The sequence below is a fragment of the Rhabdaerophilum calidifontis genome (assembly GCF_008641065.1).
GTDB lineage: Bacteria > Pseudomonadota > Alphaproteobacteria > Rhizobiales > Beijerinckiaceae > Rhabdaerophilum > Rhabdaerophilum calidifontis.
On the sequence record NZ_VTRS01000004.1, the window covers coordinates 211,286 to 226,764 of the forward strand.

At 67.7% G+C, this 15,479-nt stretch carries 14 protein-coding genes; 8 read left to right on the forward strand and 6 right to left on the reverse strand.

Annotation, left to right across the window (positions count from 1 at the left end):
• Nucleotides 1-122: 122 nt before the first annotated feature.
• The 4 genes from FWJ24_RS09130 to FWJ24_RS09145 form a co-directional block, all read right to left on the reverse strand.
• Nucleotides 123-785, reverse strand: coding sequence for a hypothetical protein (locus FWJ24_RS09130; RefSeq protein ID WP_150287501.1), 663 nt, complete (start codon nucleotides 783-785; stop codon nucleotides 123-125).
• Between the two features lie 54 nt (nucleotides 786-839).
• Nucleotides 840-1,364 (reverse strand): signal peptidase II, encoded by a 525-nt coding sequence (gene lspA / locus FWJ24_RS09135; RefSeq protein WP_150287502.1) that lies wholly within the window; start codon nucleotides 1,362-1,364, stop codon nucleotides 840-842.
• Nucleotides 1,354-4,368 (reverse strand): isoleucine--tRNA ligase, encoded by a 3,015-nt coding sequence (gene ileS, locus FWJ24_RS09140; protein WP_150287503.1) that lies wholly within the window; start codon nucleotides 4,366-4,368, stop codon nucleotides 1,354-1,356. Before ileS ends, lspA begins: the two co-directional genes overlap by 11 nt.
• Nucleotides 4,369-4,504: 136 nt before the next feature.
• The gene (locus FWJ24_RS09145) at nucleotides 4,505-5,512 is read right to left on the reverse strand and encodes a bifunctional riboflavin kinase/FAD synthetase (protein WP_150287504.1); all 1,008 of its coding nucleotides are present in this window, start codon (nucleotides 5,510-5,512) and stop codon (nucleotides 4,505-4,507) included.
• A 218-nt stretch (nucleotides 5,513-5,730) separates the two neighbouring features.
• On the opposite strand from FWJ24_RS09145, the gene FWJ24_RS09150 reads away from it, so the two are divergent.
• Nucleotides 5,731-6,123, forward strand: coding sequence for a response regulator (locus FWJ24_RS09150; protein WP_150287505.1), 393 nt, complete (start codon nucleotides 5,731-5,733; stop codon nucleotides 6,121-6,123).
• A 17-nt stretch (nucleotides 6,124-6,140) separates the two neighbouring features.
• On the opposite strand, the gene FWJ24_RS09155 is transcribed toward FWJ24_RS09150, so the two are convergent.
• Both FWJ24_RS09155 and FWJ24_RS09160 read right to left on the reverse strand, forming a co-directional pair.
• Entirely contained in the window at nucleotides 6,141-7,013 is an 873-nt protein-coding gene (locus tag FWJ24_RS09155; RefSeq protein ID WP_150287506.1) for a TIGR01459 family HAD-type hydrolase, read from the reverse strand.
• 57 nt (nucleotides 7,014-7,070) lie between these two features.
• Nucleotides 7,071-8,714, reverse strand: coding sequence for an EAL domain-containing protein (locus FWJ24_RS09160; RefSeq protein WP_206110819.1), 1,644 nt, complete (start codon nucleotides 8,712-8,714; stop codon nucleotides 7,071-7,073).
• 271 nt (nucleotides 8,715-8,985) lie between these two features.
• Here FWJ24_RS09160 and FWJ24_RS09165 point away from each other — a divergent pair, with 271 nt between their 5' ends.
• From FWJ24_RS09165 to hisG, 7 genes are all read left to right on the forward strand, one after another.
• On the forward strand, nucleotides 8,986-9,441 hold the full coding sequence (locus FWJ24_RS09165) for a RidA family protein (protein ID WP_166443645.1): 456 nt from the start codon (nucleotides 8,986-8,988) through the stop codon (nucleotides 9,439-9,441).
• A 75-nt stretch (nucleotides 9,442-9,516) separates the two neighbouring features.
• Nucleotides 9,517-9,738 carry a heavy-metal-associated domain-containing protein gene (locus FWJ24_RS09170; protein WP_150287509.1) on the forward strand — a complete coding sequence of 74 codons (222 nt, stop codon included), beginning with the start codon at nucleotides 9,517-9,519 and terminating at the stop codon, nucleotides 9,736-9,738.
• A gap of 91 nt (nucleotides 9,739-9,829) precedes the next feature.
• Nucleotides 9,830-11,182, forward strand: coding sequence for an omega-aminotransferase AptA (gene aptA, locus FWJ24_RS09175; protein ID WP_150287510.1), 1,353 nt, complete (start codon nucleotides 9,830-9,832; stop codon nucleotides 11,180-11,182).
• 96 nt (nucleotides 11,183-11,278) lie between these two features.
• Nucleotides 11,279-11,518 carry a hypothetical protein gene (locus tag FWJ24_RS09180; protein WP_150287511.1) on the forward strand — a complete coding sequence of 80 codons (240 nt, stop codon included), beginning with the start codon at nucleotides 11,279-11,281 and terminating at the stop codon, nucleotides 11,516-11,518.
• A 39-nt stretch (nucleotides 11,519-11,557) separates the two neighbouring features.
• A complete protein-coding gene (gene hisS, locus FWJ24_RS09185; protein WP_150287512.1) occupies nucleotides 11,558-13,120 on the forward strand; it encodes a histidine--tRNA ligase in 1,563 nt (520 codons plus the stop codon).
• A 108-nt stretch (nucleotides 13,121-13,228) separates the two neighbouring features.
• On the forward strand, nucleotides 13,229-14,395 hold the full coding sequence (locus tag FWJ24_RS09190; RefSeq protein WP_166443646.1) for an ATP phosphoribosyltransferase regulatory subunit: 1,167 nt from the start codon (nucleotides 13,229-13,231) through the stop codon (nucleotides 14,393-14,395).
• Nucleotides 14,392-15,393, forward strand: a complete 1,002-nt coding sequence (hisG, locus tag FWJ24_RS09195) for an ATP phosphoribosyltransferase (protein ID WP_150287514.1) — start codon at nucleotides 14,392-14,394, stop codon at nucleotides 15,391-15,393. Before FWJ24_RS09190 ends, hisG begins: the two co-directional genes overlap by 4 nt.
• Nucleotides 15,394-15,479: the final 86 nt, after the last annotated feature.

Sequence of the window (15,479 nt, forward strand, 5' to 3'; positions counted from 1 at the left end):
GAATGATGGTCGCCCATGCGCCGGGAAGCCGGCGCGACGGGCGCGCATGGCGCAAGAATGGGGGCCTATGGGCGTCACGGCAAGGGCCGCGACGCCGGGTCGCCATCAGGTCTAGCGATTCATCAATCCTGGCGTTTCCAGGCGTCGTTGACCTTGAGGTTGTCCACGGCCGGACCATCCGAGCCCGTCTTGCGGCCGATCGGCGCCGTCGAGGCCGGAAGACGCAGGCCGGTCGGCGGATCGGTCAGATAGCGGCGGGGCGGCTCGGTGCCCGGCGGATAGCTCGGCGCCGAGGCGGTGCGTTGCGCCGCGTCGATATCCTCGATGGACATCCGGACGCCGGCCTTGTCGTTGATCGGGATGCTGCTCTCGCCGAGCGTGTCGCGCCGCCCCGAACGGCCGGCCGCCATCTCGTTGACGCTGAGCCGGCCGCCCTCGATCGGATCGTTGCGCGAGGGGAAGAGCCCGCCGGCATTGCGGCGCGCGCGCTCGCGGTCCCGCGCCACGACATCCGGATCCTTCGGCCATTGCGCCGATTTCGTATGCCCCTCGGTCGGCTCGGGGGGGCGCAGCGTGTCGAGCTGCTTGGGGACGACGAGGCCCGGCCGCTCGCGATATTCGATCGGCTCCTTCTCCTCGGGGAGCAGGCCGATCCGCCCGAGAATATTGCGCATGATGATGCCATCCTGCGCGGAGGCCGGGGCCAGCGCCGCCATGCCGGCAAACGCGCCGCCAAGAAGCGCCAGGCTCAGCAGGGCCCGCGCGATCATCGCCTTCAGATGCATCTCTCACTCCACCGAAAGGCCGCTTGATACCACCAATGGTCTTTGAGCGAAAGATCAGGGCAATTTGGGGGCGGAACGCGCCTGACCGAGCTGCCCGAGCAGCATGGCGCCAACGCCGGCAACGATCGCGGCATCGGCGACATTGAAGACATACCAGCTGAAATCGCCGACATGGACATGCGCGAAATCGAACACCGCGCCGTGCAGGATGCGGTCGATCGCGTTGCCCAGCGCGCCGCCGATGATCAGGCCGATGCCCGCCGCCTCGGCCCGGCTTGCGGCACGCCGGAGCCAGACCAGCAGGAAGATCGCCGCGCCGATCTTGAAGGCCGTCAGCGCCCAGCGGCCCCATTCCGCCTCCTGCTGGAAGAGCCCGTAGGAGATGCCGCGGTTCCAGACGACCGTGAGATCGAGGAACGGCAGCACCGCCCAAGGGTAGGTGAGGCGGATGTCGCTGGCGAAGAGCAGCCAGAGCTTCGATGCCTGATCGAGCGCGAGCGTCAGCGCGGCGACGAGGAGGCCGAGCCGCACGAGGCGGGGCGAGGCCGTCGGCACGGCGCCCCCCGCCTCAGGCGGCATCCGGGTTCGCCTTCAGCCATTCCCGCATCGCCCGCGCATCGCGGGGGGTGATGCCGGGGAAATCCGGATCGGCGGTTTCCGGGTCGAAATAGCGCCAGGAGCGCGCGCATTTGACGCCGGCGGCCCTGGCCGGGACGACAGCAACGCCCGGAACCTCCGCCAGCCGGAACGCCTCGGTCGGCCCCTCCCCGGCCTCGATCGTGATGCCGGAAGTGATGCAGATATCGGCGAACTCGATCCCGTCGAGCGCCGCGCGCATCGCCGCATCGGCGACGAACACGCGCGGCGCCGCTTCCAGAGACGAACCAAGCCGCTTCTCGGCGCGCTCGATCTCCAGCGCGCCGGTGACGACGCGGCGGATGGCGCGGATATTCTCCCATTTCGCGGCGAGCGCATCGTCGCGCCAGGCGGCGGGAATGGCGAGGAATTCGCCCTCGTGGATCGAACCTTCCGCACCCGGATGGCGCGCGAGCCAGGCCTCTTCGGCGGTGAAGACCAGCACCGGCGCGAGCCAACCGAGAAGGCAATCGCAGAGCCGGTCGATCACCGTCAGCGCGGCCTTGCGCTCAGGGCTGGACAGGGGATCGCAATAGAGCGTGTCTTTCCTTATGTCGAAATAGAACGCCGAAAGCTCGGTATTCATGAAGGTCGAGAGCTCGGTCACAACCTTCCTGTAATCGAATGCCGCATAGGCCCCGCGGATCACGGGATCGAGTTCCGCGAGGCGATGGAGCATCAGCCGTTCGAGTTCGGGCATCCCCGCGGTCTCGACCGGCCGGCCGTCGAAATGCTTCAGCGCGCCGAGCATCCAGCGGATGGTGTTGCGCAATTTGCGGTAATGCTCGGAGAGGCTCTTCAGGATCTCCGGCCCGATGCGCTGGTCATCGGAATAATCGACGCTCGCGACCCAGAGCCGCAGGATATCAGCGCCGGACGCCTTGATGACCTCCTGCGGCACGGTGACGTTGCCGAGCGATTTGCTCATCTTGCGGCCGTGCTCGTCCATCGTGAAGCCGTGGGTGAGCACCACGTCGAACGGCGCGCGCCCGCGCGTGCCGCAGCTTTCGAGCAGGCTGGACTGGAACCAGCCGCGATGCTGGTCCGAGCCTTCGAGATACATCACCCGATCCCTGCCGCCCTCGATCTGGCGGTGGATGCCCGCGAGCGTGGGGAAATTCACCGGGTCTTCGAGCACGTAGGAATGCGTCGAACCCGAATCGAACCAGACGTCGAGAACGTCGGTCACCATCTCGTAGGCTGCCGGATCATGCCCGAAGGGCGCGAGGAACCGCTCGGCCGCGCCATCCGCGAACCAGGCATCCGCGCCTTCGGCCTCGAAGGCCGCCGCGATCGCCGCATCGACACGCGCGTCCATCAGCATCTGCTTCGTATCGCGATGCACGAACACGGTGATCGGCACGCCCCAGGCGCGCTGGCGGCTCATCACCCAATCCGGCTTGTTCTCGACCATGCCGCGGATGCGGTTCTCGCCGGCGGCGGGCACCCATTCGGTTTTCGCGATGGCCTCGAAGGCGCGCTGGCGCAGCGAAACCTCGCCCGGAAGCCCATCGACCTTGAACGGCTTGTCCATCGCAATGAACCATTGCGGCGTGTTGCGGAAGATCACCGGCTTCTTCGAGCGCCAGGAATGCGGGTATTGATGCTTCAGCCGGCCCCTGGCCACCAAGGCATTCGCCTTGATGAGTTCGGCAATCACGGCCTCGTTGGCATCGCCCTTCTCGCCCTTGTCGGTGATGACGCGCTTGCCCTCGAAGCCGGGGGCTTCGGCGGTGTAGAAGCCGTCGTCATCCACGGTGAAGGGGATGGCGGGGTCGATTTTGTATTTGCGCAGCATCGCTTGCGTCGCCGCAGCGGTCCAGATCTCGAAATCCTCGCGGCCATGCCCCGGTGCGGTGTGGACGAAGCCCGTGCCGGCATCATCGGTGACGTGGTCGCCATCGAGCAGTGGGACGTAAAAATCAAACCCAAGGTCACGCAGGGGGTGGTGACACATGCAGCACGCAAGCTCGCTCGACGTGACCGCATCCAATCGGCTCAGCGTGATTTTCGCCGCCCCGGCAACAGCTTCGGCAAGCTTGTCGGCAAGAATGTATTTCTCGCCGACCTTCGGCCCGAAATCGCGCTCATTGCCCGTAACTTCATAAAGCCCATAGGCAATCTTTGAAGAGAATGCGATGGCGCGGTTGCCGGGCAGCGTCCAGGGTGTCGTCGTCCAGATGATGATACTGGCATCGAGAAGCCCGGGCGGAACAGCAGCTGGATGTGCGGTGGCCGCGCCTTGCCCAGCGGCAGGAGGCTTCACCGGAAACTTCACCCACACCATGTCGCTCTGGTGGTCGTGATACTCGATCTCGGCTTCCGCGAGCGCGGTTTTCTCGACCACCGACCACATCACCGGCTTCGAGCCGCGGTAGAGCAGGCCGTTATCCTTGAACTTCATGATCTCGCGGGCGATCTGCGCCTCGGCGGGGTAGGTCATGGTCTGGTAGGGGTTGGCCCAATCGCCGGTGACGCCGAGGCGCTTGAACTCCTCGCGCTGGACATTCAGCCAATGCGTCGCATAGGCGCGGCATTCGGCGCGGAAGGCGTTGATCGCCGCGCCGGATTTCAGCTCGGGCTTCGATTTGCCCTTAGCGCGGTATTCCTCCTCGATCTTCCATTCGATCGGCAGGCCGTGGCAATCCCAGCCCGGCACGTAATTGGAATCGAAGCCGAGCATCGATTGCGAGCGCGTCACCAGATCCTTGAGGATCTTGTTGAGCGCGTGCCCGATATGGATGTTGCCGTTGGCGTAAGGGGGGCCGTCGTGGAGCACGAATTTGGGCTTGCCCTTGGAGGCCTGACGGATGCGCCGGTAAAGATCGATCTTCTCCCAGCGCGCGAGGATTTCCGGTTCCTTTTGCGGCAGGCCGGCCCGCATGGGAAACTCGGTGTCGGGCAGGAACAGGGTCTTCGAATAATCGAACGCGGGTTTGTCGGTCATGGCGGAAGGATCAGCTTTCGGCGTGACGGGAAGATACAGGAAGGGAACACCCGGCCCGGGGCGCGTCGCGGTCAACGCGCGCGGGCCGGGATCATAATTCGTCCCGCGAGGAGCATCCGTCCGATCATGCGGCTGGCTATAACAGGGCTTCGCCGCTTGGGGAAGCATCGCGGCCGGGCATCGCGAGCAGGCGGCGGGCCGCATCGCGATCCTGGTCCATCTGCGCAATCAGCGCCTCCAGGCTCTCGAACCGCGCCTCGGCGCGCAAATAGGCGTGGAAGGCGACGCGCAGCCGCTGGCCATAGAGATCGCCGGCGAAGTCGAGCAGATGCACCTCCAGCAGCGGCGCGCCATTATCGAATTGCGGACGGCGGCCGAAACTCGCCACGCCGTCGAACCGGCGCCCCAGGCCCGAAGCCCGCACCGCATAGATGCCATGCGCGAGCCCGCAGCCGGGATCGAGCGCGATATTCGCGGTCGGGTAGCCGAGATCCCGCCCCCGCTTCGCGCCATGGATCACCGCCCCCTCGATCGTATAAGCGTGGCCGATCAGACGATTGGCGCGCGCGAGCTCCCCGGCCGCGAGCGCGGCCCGGATCGCCGAGGACGAGATGACGCCGCCTTCCGCATCGCGCAGGGGCGGCACCAGCGCCACGCGGAAGCCGTGCCGCGCGCCTTCGGCAACGAGGAAATCCGGCGTGCCGGCGCGGCCCTTGCCGAAATGGAAATCCTCCCCCACCGCCACCGCCGCCACGCCGAGCCGCGCGACCAGGATTTCGCGCACGAAATCCCCCGCGGAGAGATCGGCCAGCGCGCGATCGAACGGCAGGATCACCGCGCCGTCGAAACCGATCCCCGCCAGGGCCTCGGCACGCAGTTCCGGCTGCGTCAGCCGGAAGAAGGGCCGGTCCGGCTGGAAGAAGCGGCGGGGATGCGGCTCGAAGGTCAGCGCGAGGATCTCGGCCGGGCCGGGGCCGGCCGCCGCACGCGCGGCCGCGGCCACCGCCGCATGGCCGCGATGCGCGCCGTCGAAATTGCCGATCGCGACCGCGCGGCTCCGTGCGGAGGGCGCCGGCGGATAGCCAGCGCCCAGCGCAGCCCCCGGTTGCCACTCGGAATAGTCACGGCAGGCGCGTTCGTTCATTGTCAACCACGTCGGAAGGTTCATGCCGGCCAGGGGCCGGTGCGGATGCCGGAATCTCCGTTGCCGCCGCGACGCATTAACGCGTTGGCAATCGGCCCCTGCATAAGGTGAGTGCTGAAGGGGATACAACTCCTGGGTGAGATAGTTCCTTCCAGGCAAGAGACCGGCAGGCCAAACGGGGGCCGGACTCCTTGGGATGAGCGTTTTTGGAGCGGGTCATGACTTTCGACAGTTCGATGCCGATTCTCGTCGTTGACGACTACCAGACCATGGTTCGGATCATCCGCAACCTGCTGAAGCAACTTGGCTTCGAGGAAGTGGACGAGGCTTCCGACGGCTCGGAGGCGCTGGCGAAGATGCGCGAGCGCAAATACGGCCTCGTGATCTCGGACTGGAACATGCAGCCGATGACGGGCTACGAACTGCTCAAGCAGGTGCGTGCCGATCGCGACCTTCATGCCACCCCGTTCATCATGGTCACGGCCGAATCCAAGACCGAGAACGTCATCGCGGCCAAGCGCGCCGGCGTCAACAATTACATCGTGAAGCCGTTCAACGCCCAGACGCTGAAGGCCAAGATCGACGCCGTCTGCCAGTCGCTGCACGCCTGACCCCCGCGCCCCACATCTTACCAGACGAGGCTGACCATGCTCATGGTCGGCCTCGCGGCGTTTTCGGCCGCAAGCCGCGCGAAGGCGGCGGGATCATAGCCGCCATCCGGCGCAAGGCCGATCTCGTGGCCGTGAATGCCGGCCAGGATCATCAGGCTGTCATGGCCTGCGCCTTCCGCGCCGGCGATATCGGTGCGGAAGGCATCGCCGATGCACAGGATGCGGTGGGGGGGAATGTCCCGCCCAGAAATCTCGGCCAGCGCCTTCCGCGCCGCCGCGTAGACCAGCGGCTTCGGCTTGCCGATCCAGATCGTCTCGCCGCCCAGGCTTTCATAGAGTGCCGCCACCGACCCGGCGCAGGGGATGAGCCGCCTCCCGCGCTCCACCAGGAGATCGGGATTGGCGCACAGGAGCCGCAGGCCGCGCTGCCGTGCCGCCTCGAGCAGCGGGCGATAGCTCTCCGCCTGCTCGCGCTCATCGTCGAAAAGCCCGGTGCAGAGGATGAAACGCGCGGCCTCGAGCGGCGCGGGTCGTGCGATGAGCCCGGCATAGACCGGCCGGTCGCGCGCGGGACCCAGATGGAAAAAGGGTGCATCGCCCTCGGCCGCGATCAGTTCGCGCGCAACCCCACCGGACGAGACGATTACGTCATAGGCGGTGTCGGCGATTGCGAATTCGCGGAGCTGGGCCCGGATCGAATCCGGCGGCCGCGGCGCATTCGTCAGCAGAACCACCGGCAGGCCCGCAGCCCGCGCCGCCGCCAGCGCCGGTGCGGCACCCGGCGTGGCGACCACGCCGTTGTGGAGCACGCCCCAGACATCGCTGATGATCGCATCGTAGCGGGCAACGAGGTCGCGGAGGCCCGCGACCAGCGGAACAGGTTCGATCATGACAATCCGGGCTCGACCGCTTCCGGCCGGGCGCCGGACATCCGCCGCGTAGCCGCCTCAGGCGCGGCGCGCAAGATCCCGCAGGCTGCGCCGTTCCGGCGCCGGCTCCGGCGGCCGCGGCGGATCGGTCTGGCTCGGCGGATCGAGCACATCGGAGCGGACCGCCTGCGGCGGCGCGAAGGCGAGCCCATGCCCGAACTCCACGTTCAGGTCGAGCAACTCCGCAATCTCGCGCTCGTCCGTCACCTGGTCGGCGATGAAATTCACGCGGCGACGTGCGAGGAGCGCGACGAAATCCGTCGTCGCGACATCAAGCAGCGTCTCGTTCTCCTGGGCCACGGCAAGGAAGCGGTTCGCGGGCATCCGGATCCAGCGCACGCCGCTCTGTTCCAGCCGCACCGGATCGATATCGAGATCCTCGACATCCCGCATCGCAAACGAAAACCCCATCTTGCCGAGCGTGCGCAACGCCTCATGCTCGAAGGCCACGGCCTTCTTGAAGAAGCGCTGCGGCAGGCAGAGCACGATGCGGCGCGGCGCGGCAGGCACATCGGCCACCAGCGCGTCGAGTTCGTCGAAGGCCGCCTCGCTCATCAGGAAGCGCTGCGAGATATCGGTGAACAGGAAGACGTCGCGCTCGCGCTGCTCGAAGACGCGCGCCAGGCGCACGGCCTGGATCATCAGCTTGCGGTCGAAGGTCAGCTGGTTGCCGACCGCCTCCACCGCCTGACGGATATCGGTATTCGGGATCGCGACATCGCTGCCATCCGGACGCAGCGAAACGTCATAGCCGCGGGTGCGCCGCTGCGGCAGCCCGACGACGCGCTGGAGGAAGAGATCGAACCGGTCCGCGGCGATCGCGGCGGCGACAAGCTGACGCACGGCCCGCGGCGGCTCGTTGGCCGCGGGCATGCGCGGCGCGAGCGGAACCTCGTGGACGGCGCGCGGCTCGGGCGCGGCCGGCGGCGCCTCGATCGGCTCGCGCGGCCGCTCGGGCTCCGGCATCGCGGGCATGCGCGGAGCGGGAGGGGGCATTCTCGCGGCGAATTCCGCCGAACCCTGGCTCGCCGGCCCTTGCCCCGCCTGGGGGCGATACGGCTCCGCCGGCGGGATCTGCGATGCATGCAGACCGGAATCGCGGAAGCCGGCACCGGCGGCCCGACCTGCGCCGCCAAGCTCCGGAAGTTCCGCCTCGCCTGCTGCCGCGGCGCCGAAGCCGGGGCGGGCGGGCGCGGAACGGGGCATTGCCGGCGCATGCGACGCCTTGCCCGCAGCCAGCCAGCCCGGCGTCGGCGCGGCCGCCCGCTGCGCGGCGCCCCGCGTCCGGTGCAGCTCCGCGATCTCCGCTTCCACAGCCTCGCTGCGGCGATCGAGTTCGGCAACACCGTCGGCGAGATCGCGCACCAGCGCGCTCAAGGTGGCGAAATCGGCCGGATGAACCGGCGTCTCTTCACCATTGCCCCCGGCATGCAGAAAGGTCTCGCGCAACTCCCGGGTATGACGCGCCAGCAGGCCGGCATGCTGGCGCGTGGCCTCCAGATGCTCGCGCAGCACATCAAGCTCACGCAAGATCGCCCCGCCGCGGAAATGCAGCAACAACCCGCCCCCCGCGAAGACGAAGGACATCCCCGCCACCGCGACCCAGAGCTGGTCGAACCGATGTGCCAGAACGGATAGCCCCGCCGCCAGCGCGGCGAGCATGCTTACCAGAAGAATTTGTCGAAAACGCATTGTTTGCGCCGCCAGCCCAGCCCGAATCACCCGAAAAAGGCTACGCGCTCCGCCGGCACTTGGCGAGGCCCGGCCCGACAACGAGCCTGTGGAAATCCTCCTGTTCAAGCTTGTTTCGCCTCCCTAGATTGACATCGGGATGGCTGCCGAGTCGCATTCTGGGCGCGGGCGCCTTCCCTGGTTGCATCACCTGATCTCTGCGCGCATCGCGTGTTGCGCGCCTGCGGAGGCGAAGCCGGGCATGCCGAAGACGATCAATCCACGTTCGATCGCGCCGTCAGCCTCGCGCTACGCCCATGGCATCGTCCATTCCGCCCGCGCCCGCCGCCTGGTGATTTCCGGGCAGGTCGGAATCGGTCTTGACGGCAAGCCAATGGACGGGCTGCGCGCGCAATTCGAACAGGCCTGGGACAATATCGAGGCCATTCTCGCCGAGGCCGGAATGGCGATCACCGATCTCATCCGCATCAATGTCTACACGACCGTGCCGGGCTCGGCGGGGCTGCACCGCTCGATCCGCGACCGACGGCTCGGCGGACACCTGACAACGGCGACCTATATCGAGGTCGCCGGCCTTGCGCATCCCGATTACCTCGTCGAAATCGAGGCCGAGGCCGTGTGCGAGGAGCCGGACCTGCCGTTCCTCGAACTCGACCAGGATATTCCGGGGGTCGATATCCCCGGCGGCAATCTTTGAGCCGCGCGTCGCCGGCGTTGCGCGCGCAGTGCGGCTCCCCATCTTCCGAAGACGTCCTACCCAAGGAGCATCGCCATGAGCGAGACGATCGAGATCAAAGTCGACGGCATGGGCTGCCAGAGCTGCGTCGCTGCGGTGGAAAGGGCGGTGAAGGGTGCCGCGCCGGCGGCCGAGGTCGCGATCGATCTCGCCTCCGGCCAGGTGCGCATCGCCCATGCCGGCGCCGCGCGCGAGACCCTGATCCGCGCCATCGAGGCGGCCGGCTACGACGTGGTTTCTCCGGCCCCCGCCCGCTGATTCCACCAAGATTGCGCGGTTTTTGGGGGTTGTTTCCCGGCGGAGCGGGCGTATCGTTGCAATTCCACGCGCTCAGCCTTGGGAGAGCTTCATGGCGAAATCCGGCGCCCTGCCCCTGACGACCCTCAGCCAGCCGAACGATCTCGAAGCCTTCTGGATGCCGTTCACGGCGGAGCGGGCGTTCAAGAAGGCGCCGCGCATCGTCACGCGCGCCAAGGACATGCATTACTACACCCAGGACGGCCGGGCGATCCTCGATACCACCGCCGGGCTCTGGTGCTGCAATGCCGGCCATAACCGCGACCCGATCGTCGAGGCGATCAAGGCGCAGGCCGACACGCTCGATTATTCGCCGCCCTTCCAGTTCGCGCATCCGCTCGGCTTCCAGCTCGCCTCCCGGCTCGCGGCCATGGCGCCCGGCGATCTCGACCATGTCTTCTTTGTCAATTCCGGTTCGGAAGCGGTTGATACCGCGCTGAAGATGGCGCTCGGCTATTGGCATGCGAAGGGCGAATCGAATCGCTGCCGCTTCATCGGGCGCGAGCGGGGCTATCACGGCATCGGCTTCGGCGGCATCTCGGTCGGCGGCATGCTGGCCAATCGCAAGGCCTTCGCGACGCAGCTCCTGCCGCATATCGATCATCTGCCGCATACCTATAACCGCGCCGAGCAGGCCTTCACCAAGGGCGAGCCGGAATGGGGCGGGCATCTCGCCGACGAGCTGGAGCGGATCGTCGCGCTGCACGACGCCTCGACCATCGCGGCGGTGATCGTCGAACCGATGGCGGGCTCGACCGGCGTATTGCCGGCGCCGAAGGGCTATCTCAAGCGCCTGCGCGAGATCTGCGACAAATACGGCATCCTGCTCATCTTCGACGAGGTGATCTGTGGCTTCGGCCGGCTCGGCGCCGCCTTCGCGGCCGAGCGCTACGGCGTGGTGCCGGACATGATCACCTTCGCCAAGGGCGTGACCTCCGGCACGGTGCCGATGGGCGGCGTGATCGCCCGCCGGCATATCCACGACGCCTATATGAAGGGCCCGGAGCATATGGTGGAGTTCTTCCACGGCTACACCTATTCGGCGCATCCGCTGGCCTGTGCGGCGGCGATGGCCTCGCTCGATGTCTATCGCGACGAAGACCTCTTCGCCCGTGCCCGGCGGCTCGAACCGGTCTGGGCCGATGCGATCTTCACGCTCAAGGGCCTGCCGAACGTGCTCGACATCCGCACGGTGGGGCTCACGGCGGCGATCGACCTCGCCTCGATCCCCGATGCCTTCGGCAAGCGCGCCTTCACCGCGATGCATCGCGGTTTCGAGGATTACGGCTTCATGGTCCGCAATACCGGCGAGACGCTGGCGCTCACGCCGCCGCTGGTGATCTCGGAGGCTGAAATCGACGAGACCGTCGACAAGCTCGGGCGGCTGATCCGCGCCATCGCGTAACTTTGGCTTGACGCGGGCGGGTTTGCCGCGGATCAAGGCAAGGTGCCGCGTGATCCCGCATGGTTCGCGCGCCTGCCACGACGAGGAGTCGCCGTGATGTCCGATGCCCGCATGCTCGCCGCCCTCTTCGCTCGTTTCGGCGTCGCGCTTTCCGAGGCGGAACTCGCGGTGGAGGCGGGCCGTCCGCCGCGCGAGGCGATCACGATGCTGCTGGCGAACCGCGAGATCGCCGCGCGCTTTGACGCCGCGCATGGCCGCCCGCCCGACGAGAACGATATCGACGAGCTGCTCGACATCTACCTGACGCTCAAGGCACGCGAGACCGGCGAGGCATGACGGGGTGACAATCCCCGCCCCGCGCGCTAGACGCGCGGCATGAGCGAAAACGCCCCGAAGCCCGAGACCGCCCCAAAACCCGAGACCTCGGCCGCCCGCGCCGAGGCCCGCAAGCCGCGCGGGTTGCAGGACCGCAATGCCGCCGATATCGCCGCCACCGAGGCGATGATGGCGAAAATCCGCGCGGTCTATCACCGCTACGGCTTCGAGGCGGTGGAGACGCCGTTCCTCGAATATACCGATGCGCTCGGCAAGTTCCTGCCCGATCAGGACCGGCCCAATGCCGGCGTCTTCTCGCTCCGCGACGACGACGAGCAATGGATGTCCTTGCGCTACGATCTCACCGCGCCGCTTGCCCGATATGTCGCGGAGAACTGGCAGAACCTGCCGAAACCCTATCGCAGCTATCGCGCCGGCTGGGTGTTCCGCAACGAGAAGCCGGGGCCGGGCCGCTTCCGCCAGTTCATGCAGTTCGATGCCGATACGGTGGGGGCATCATCCGTCGCTGCCGATGCCGAGATCTGCATGATGGCCGCGGATACGCTGGAGGCGCTCGGCATTCCGCGCGGGCAATATGTCATCAAGGTCAACAACCGGAAGATCCTTGATGGCGTTCTCGATGCCTTGGGGCTGGACAGGGAGCGGGACCAGACGCGTCGACTGACGGTCCTCCGGTCGATGGACAAGGCCGACAAATTGCCCCCGGATCAAATCAAGCTGCTGCTGACCTCTGGCCGAAAGGACGAGAGCGGAGATTTCACCGCCGGCGCCGGCCTGTCGGACCACGAGGCGGATTTCGTTCTCGGCCTCCTCGCCGCGCAGGACATGGCGTCCCTCATTCCGCTGATGAGCCAGTTCACCGCAGCCAGGCACAGCCCCCCCGACCTGCATGCTGGCGTGGTTCCCCGCGTTTACTTCGATGCAATCGACGAGATGCGGACGCAATTCGAACCGCTTGTTCGCGCTGCCGGCTACGGCCCGGACCGCATCCGCATCGACCCATCCGTCGTCCGTGGGCTCGAATATTACACCGGCCCGGTTTTCGAAGCCGAATTGCTGTTCGAGGTGAAGGACGAGGATGGCCGCCCCATCCGCTTCGGCTCGGTGGGGGGCGGCGGGCGTTATGACGGGCTCGTCTCGCGGTTTCTCGACGAGAAAGTGCCGGCAACCGGCTTTTCGATCGGCGTCTCGCGGCTGCTCGCCGCGCTTCAGGCGCTCGGCAAGGTTTCAACCAGGCCCGAACCCGGCCCGGTGATCGTGCTGGCGATGGACCGCACGCCAGAGGCCATGGCGAGCACCCAGAAAATCGTCGCGGACCTGCGCGGCAACGATATCCGCGCCGAACTCTATCTCGGCGATTCCGGCATGAAGGCGCAGCTCAAATACGCCGACCGGCGCAATTCGGCGGTCGCCATCATCCAGGGCTCGAACGAGCGCGCGGCGGGGACGGCGCAGGTGAAGGACCTGATCCTCGGCGCGACCCTCTCCGGCATCAAGGACCGCGCCGAATACCTCTCGAAACAGGCCGAGGCGCAGGTCACCGTGCCGGTTTCCGGCGTGGTCGAGGCGGTGCGGAACATTCTGGCGCGGCATGGACGCTAACCCAAACCATTAAGCGCGGCGGCGCTTTCCGCTCGCGCGGGGGGCCTCGCGATGCTATGCGCTGCCCCATTCCCCGTTGCCGCCATGCGGCGACCAGGAGGCGAGCTGATGAGCGACATGCGAAGCAAGGCTGCCGGAGCGGCGCGGATGCCGGCATTGCTGCCGGAGGGCGAGGTTGCGCGGCTTGTCGCGCGGCTCGGACGCGCAGGGTTCCAGCCAGCCGAGATCGGCGTGCTGCACCCGGTCGAGCCGTTCCTCGAACTCTCGGGCGAGGAAATCCGGCGGCGGCTGTTCGTCACTGCGGACGAGGCCGGCGACGAACTCTGCCTCAGGCCGGAATTCACCATTCCCGCCGCACTCGCCTATCTCAAGGGCGGCGTGATCGGTCGGCGGGTCGAGCAGGTCTTCGCAGGGCCGGTCTTCCGCCACAGGCCGGGCGAAACCGGCGAGTTTCTCCAGATCAGCCTCGAATCGATCGGCCGGACGGATCGCGAGGCCGCCGATGCCGACATCCTCGCCGAGACATTCCTCGCCGTCAGCGAGGCGGTGGAGGGAGGCGATCTTGCGGTGACCATCGGGGATCTCGGGCTGTTCGCGGCGCTGATCGGCGCGATGAGCCTCGATGCCGCCACGGCGCGCAAACTGGTGCTGGCGCTCGGCGAGGGGCGGCTCGCGGCTTTGCTCGATCCCGGTCGCCTTGCCGAGCGGAAGGCCGAGCCGCGCGGGCTCGCGCGCTATCCCGGCGTGCTGGATGCGCTCAAGGGCGCCGATCCGGACGAGGCGCGCGCCTTCGTGAAGGATCTCCTGTCGATCGCCGGGATTTCCGCCACCGGCGGCCGCTCGGCGGAGGATATCGCGCGGCGCTTTCTCGATCGCGCGCGGGAGGAAGCGCAGGCGCTCGGCGCCGAGCAGGCCGAAATCCTGCGCCGCTTCCTCGCCATCGAGGGCGAGCCGGATGAGGTCGCGCAACGCCTGCGCGCGCTCGCCGCCGAGACGGGGCTCGATCTCGGCACGGCGCTCGACCGGTTCGATCTGCGCACCGGCTTTCTCGAGGCGCGCGGGCTGCCGCTCGCGCGGATCCAGGCCGGCGCCGGGTTCTCGCGCAGCATGGATTATTATTCCGGCTTCGTCTTCGACATCCGCCGCGCGGGCGCGGAGCGGCCGATCGCCTCGGGTGGGCGCTATGACCGGCTGTTCGAGCGGCTGGGGCATAATGTGCCGGCGATCGGGGCCGCAATTTGGGTCGACCGGCTCGCCGGGGAGATCGGGGCATGAGCGGGCCGGTGCTGACGATCGGGCTGCCCTCCAAGGGCCGCCTGCAGGAAAACGCCTTCGCCTTCTTCGCCCGCGCCGGGCTGCCCATCGTGCAGCCGCGCGGCGCGCGCGATTACCGGGGCAGCGTGACGGGCATGCCGGGCGTGGAGATCGCCTTCCTCTCGGCCTCCGAGATCGCCGGGGAACTGGCGCGCGGCGGCGTGCATTTCGGCGTGACGGGGGCCGACCTGCTGCATGAATCGCTCGCCGAGCCGGAAACAAGGGTCGAGATGCTCGCCCCGCTCGGCTTCGGCCACGCCAATGTCGTGGTCGCGGTGCCCGAGGCGTGGATCGATGTCCATGCCATGGCCGATATCGAGGAGGTCGCGGCCGATTTCCGCCAGCGTCAGGCGCGGCGGCTGCGCGTGGCGACCAAATACGTCAACCTGACGCGGCGCTTCTTCAAGGCGCATGGCATCTCGGATTACCGCATCGTCGAAAGCCTCGGCGCCACCGAGGGCGCGCCGGCGGCCGGAACGGCGGATATCATCGTCGACATCACGACGACGGGCACGACACTCGCCGCCAATGCGCTGAAGGTGCTGGCGGATGGCACGATGCTGAAATCGGAGGCGCATCTCGTCGCCTCTCTCGCCGCGCCCTGGTCCGCTCCGGCGCGGGAACTCGCCCGGCAGGTGCTGGCGCGCATCCATGCCGAGGAGGAGGCGCGGACGAAGCGCGAATTGCGCGCGCGGCTCGCCGCGCCGCCCGATGCCGCGCTCGAAGCCGCACTCGAAGCCGAAGGCGCGGAGATCCTCGGGCGCGAGGCCGGCATGCTGAGCCTGCTCGTGGCGCGGGAGCGCGTCGCAGTGCTGGCAGACCGGCTGGTCGCCCACGGCGCCCGGCGCGTGCTCGTCGTGGCGCCGGATTACGCCTTCTCGGCCGATGCCCCGCTGCACGACCGACTGGTCGCGGCGCTGGAAAGCCGGGGCGCGGCACTGCTGGCGCGTTCGGCCTGACGAGGCATTCGCACGAACAAGCCGCCCGAAGGCGGCTTGCCGGAGAGAGCCGAAAGGGGGGGGAATCGGCACCTCCCTTCGTCTAC

What these genes read in the sequence shown, in the direction of transcription:
- FWJ24_RS09130 (WP_150287501.1), bottom strand. Translation starts at nt 785, where the DNA reads ATGCATCTGAAGGCGATGATCGCGCGGGCCCTGCTGAGCCTGGCGCTT.
- lspA (WP_150287502.1), bottom strand. Translation starts at nt 1,364, where the DNA reads ATGCCGCCTGAGGCGGGGGGCGCCGTGCCGACGGCCTCGCCCCGCCTC.
- ileS (WP_150287503.1), bottom strand. Translation starts at nt 4,368, where the DNA reads ATGACCGACAAACCCGCGTTCGATTATTCGAAGACCCTGTTCCTGCCC.
- FWJ24_RS09145 (WP_150287504.1), bottom strand. Translation starts at nt 5,512, where the DNA reads ATGAACGAACGCGCCTGCCGTGACTATTCCGAGTGGCAACCGGGGGCT.
- FWJ24_RS09150 (WP_150287505.1), top strand. Translation starts at nt 5,731, where the DNA reads ATGACTTTCGACAGTTCGATGCCGATTCTCGTCGTTGACGACTACCAG.
- FWJ24_RS09155 (WP_150287506.1), bottom strand. Translation starts at nt 7,013, where the DNA reads ATGATCGAACCTGTTCCGCTGGTCGCGGGCCTCCGCGACCTCGTTGCC.
- FWJ24_RS09160 (WP_206110819.1), bottom strand. Translation starts at nt 8,714, where the DNA reads ATGCTCGCCGCGCTGGCGGCGGGGCTATCCGTTCTGGCACATCGGTTC.
- FWJ24_RS09165 (WP_166443645.1), top strand. Translation starts at nt 8,986, where the DNA reads ATGCCGAAGACGATCAATCCACGTTCGATCGCGCCGTCAGCCTCGCGC.
- FWJ24_RS09170 (WP_150287509.1), top strand. Translation starts at nt 9,517, where the DNA reads ATGAGCGAGACGATCGAGATCAAAGTCGACGGCATGGGCTGCCAGAGC.
- aptA (WP_150287510.1), top strand. Translation starts at nt 9,830, where the DNA reads ATGGCGAAATCCGGCGCCCTGCCCCTGACGACCCTCAGCCAGCCGAAC.
- FWJ24_RS09180 (WP_150287511.1), top strand. Translation starts at nt 11,279, where the DNA reads ATGTCCGATGCCCGCATGCTCGCCGCCCTCTTCGCTCGTTTCGGCGTC.
- hisS (WP_150287512.1), top strand. Translation starts at nt 11,558, where the DNA reads ATGAGCGAAAACGCCCCGAAGCCCGAGACCGCCCCAAAACCCGAGACC.
- FWJ24_RS09190 (WP_166443646.1), top strand. Translation starts at nt 13,229, where the DNA reads ATGAGCGACATGCGAAGCAAGGCTGCCGGAGCGGCGCGGATGCCGGCA.
- hisG (WP_150287514.1), top strand. Translation starts at nt 14,392, where the DNA reads ATGAGCGGGCCGGTGCTGACGATCGGGCTGCCCTCCAAGGGCCGCCTG.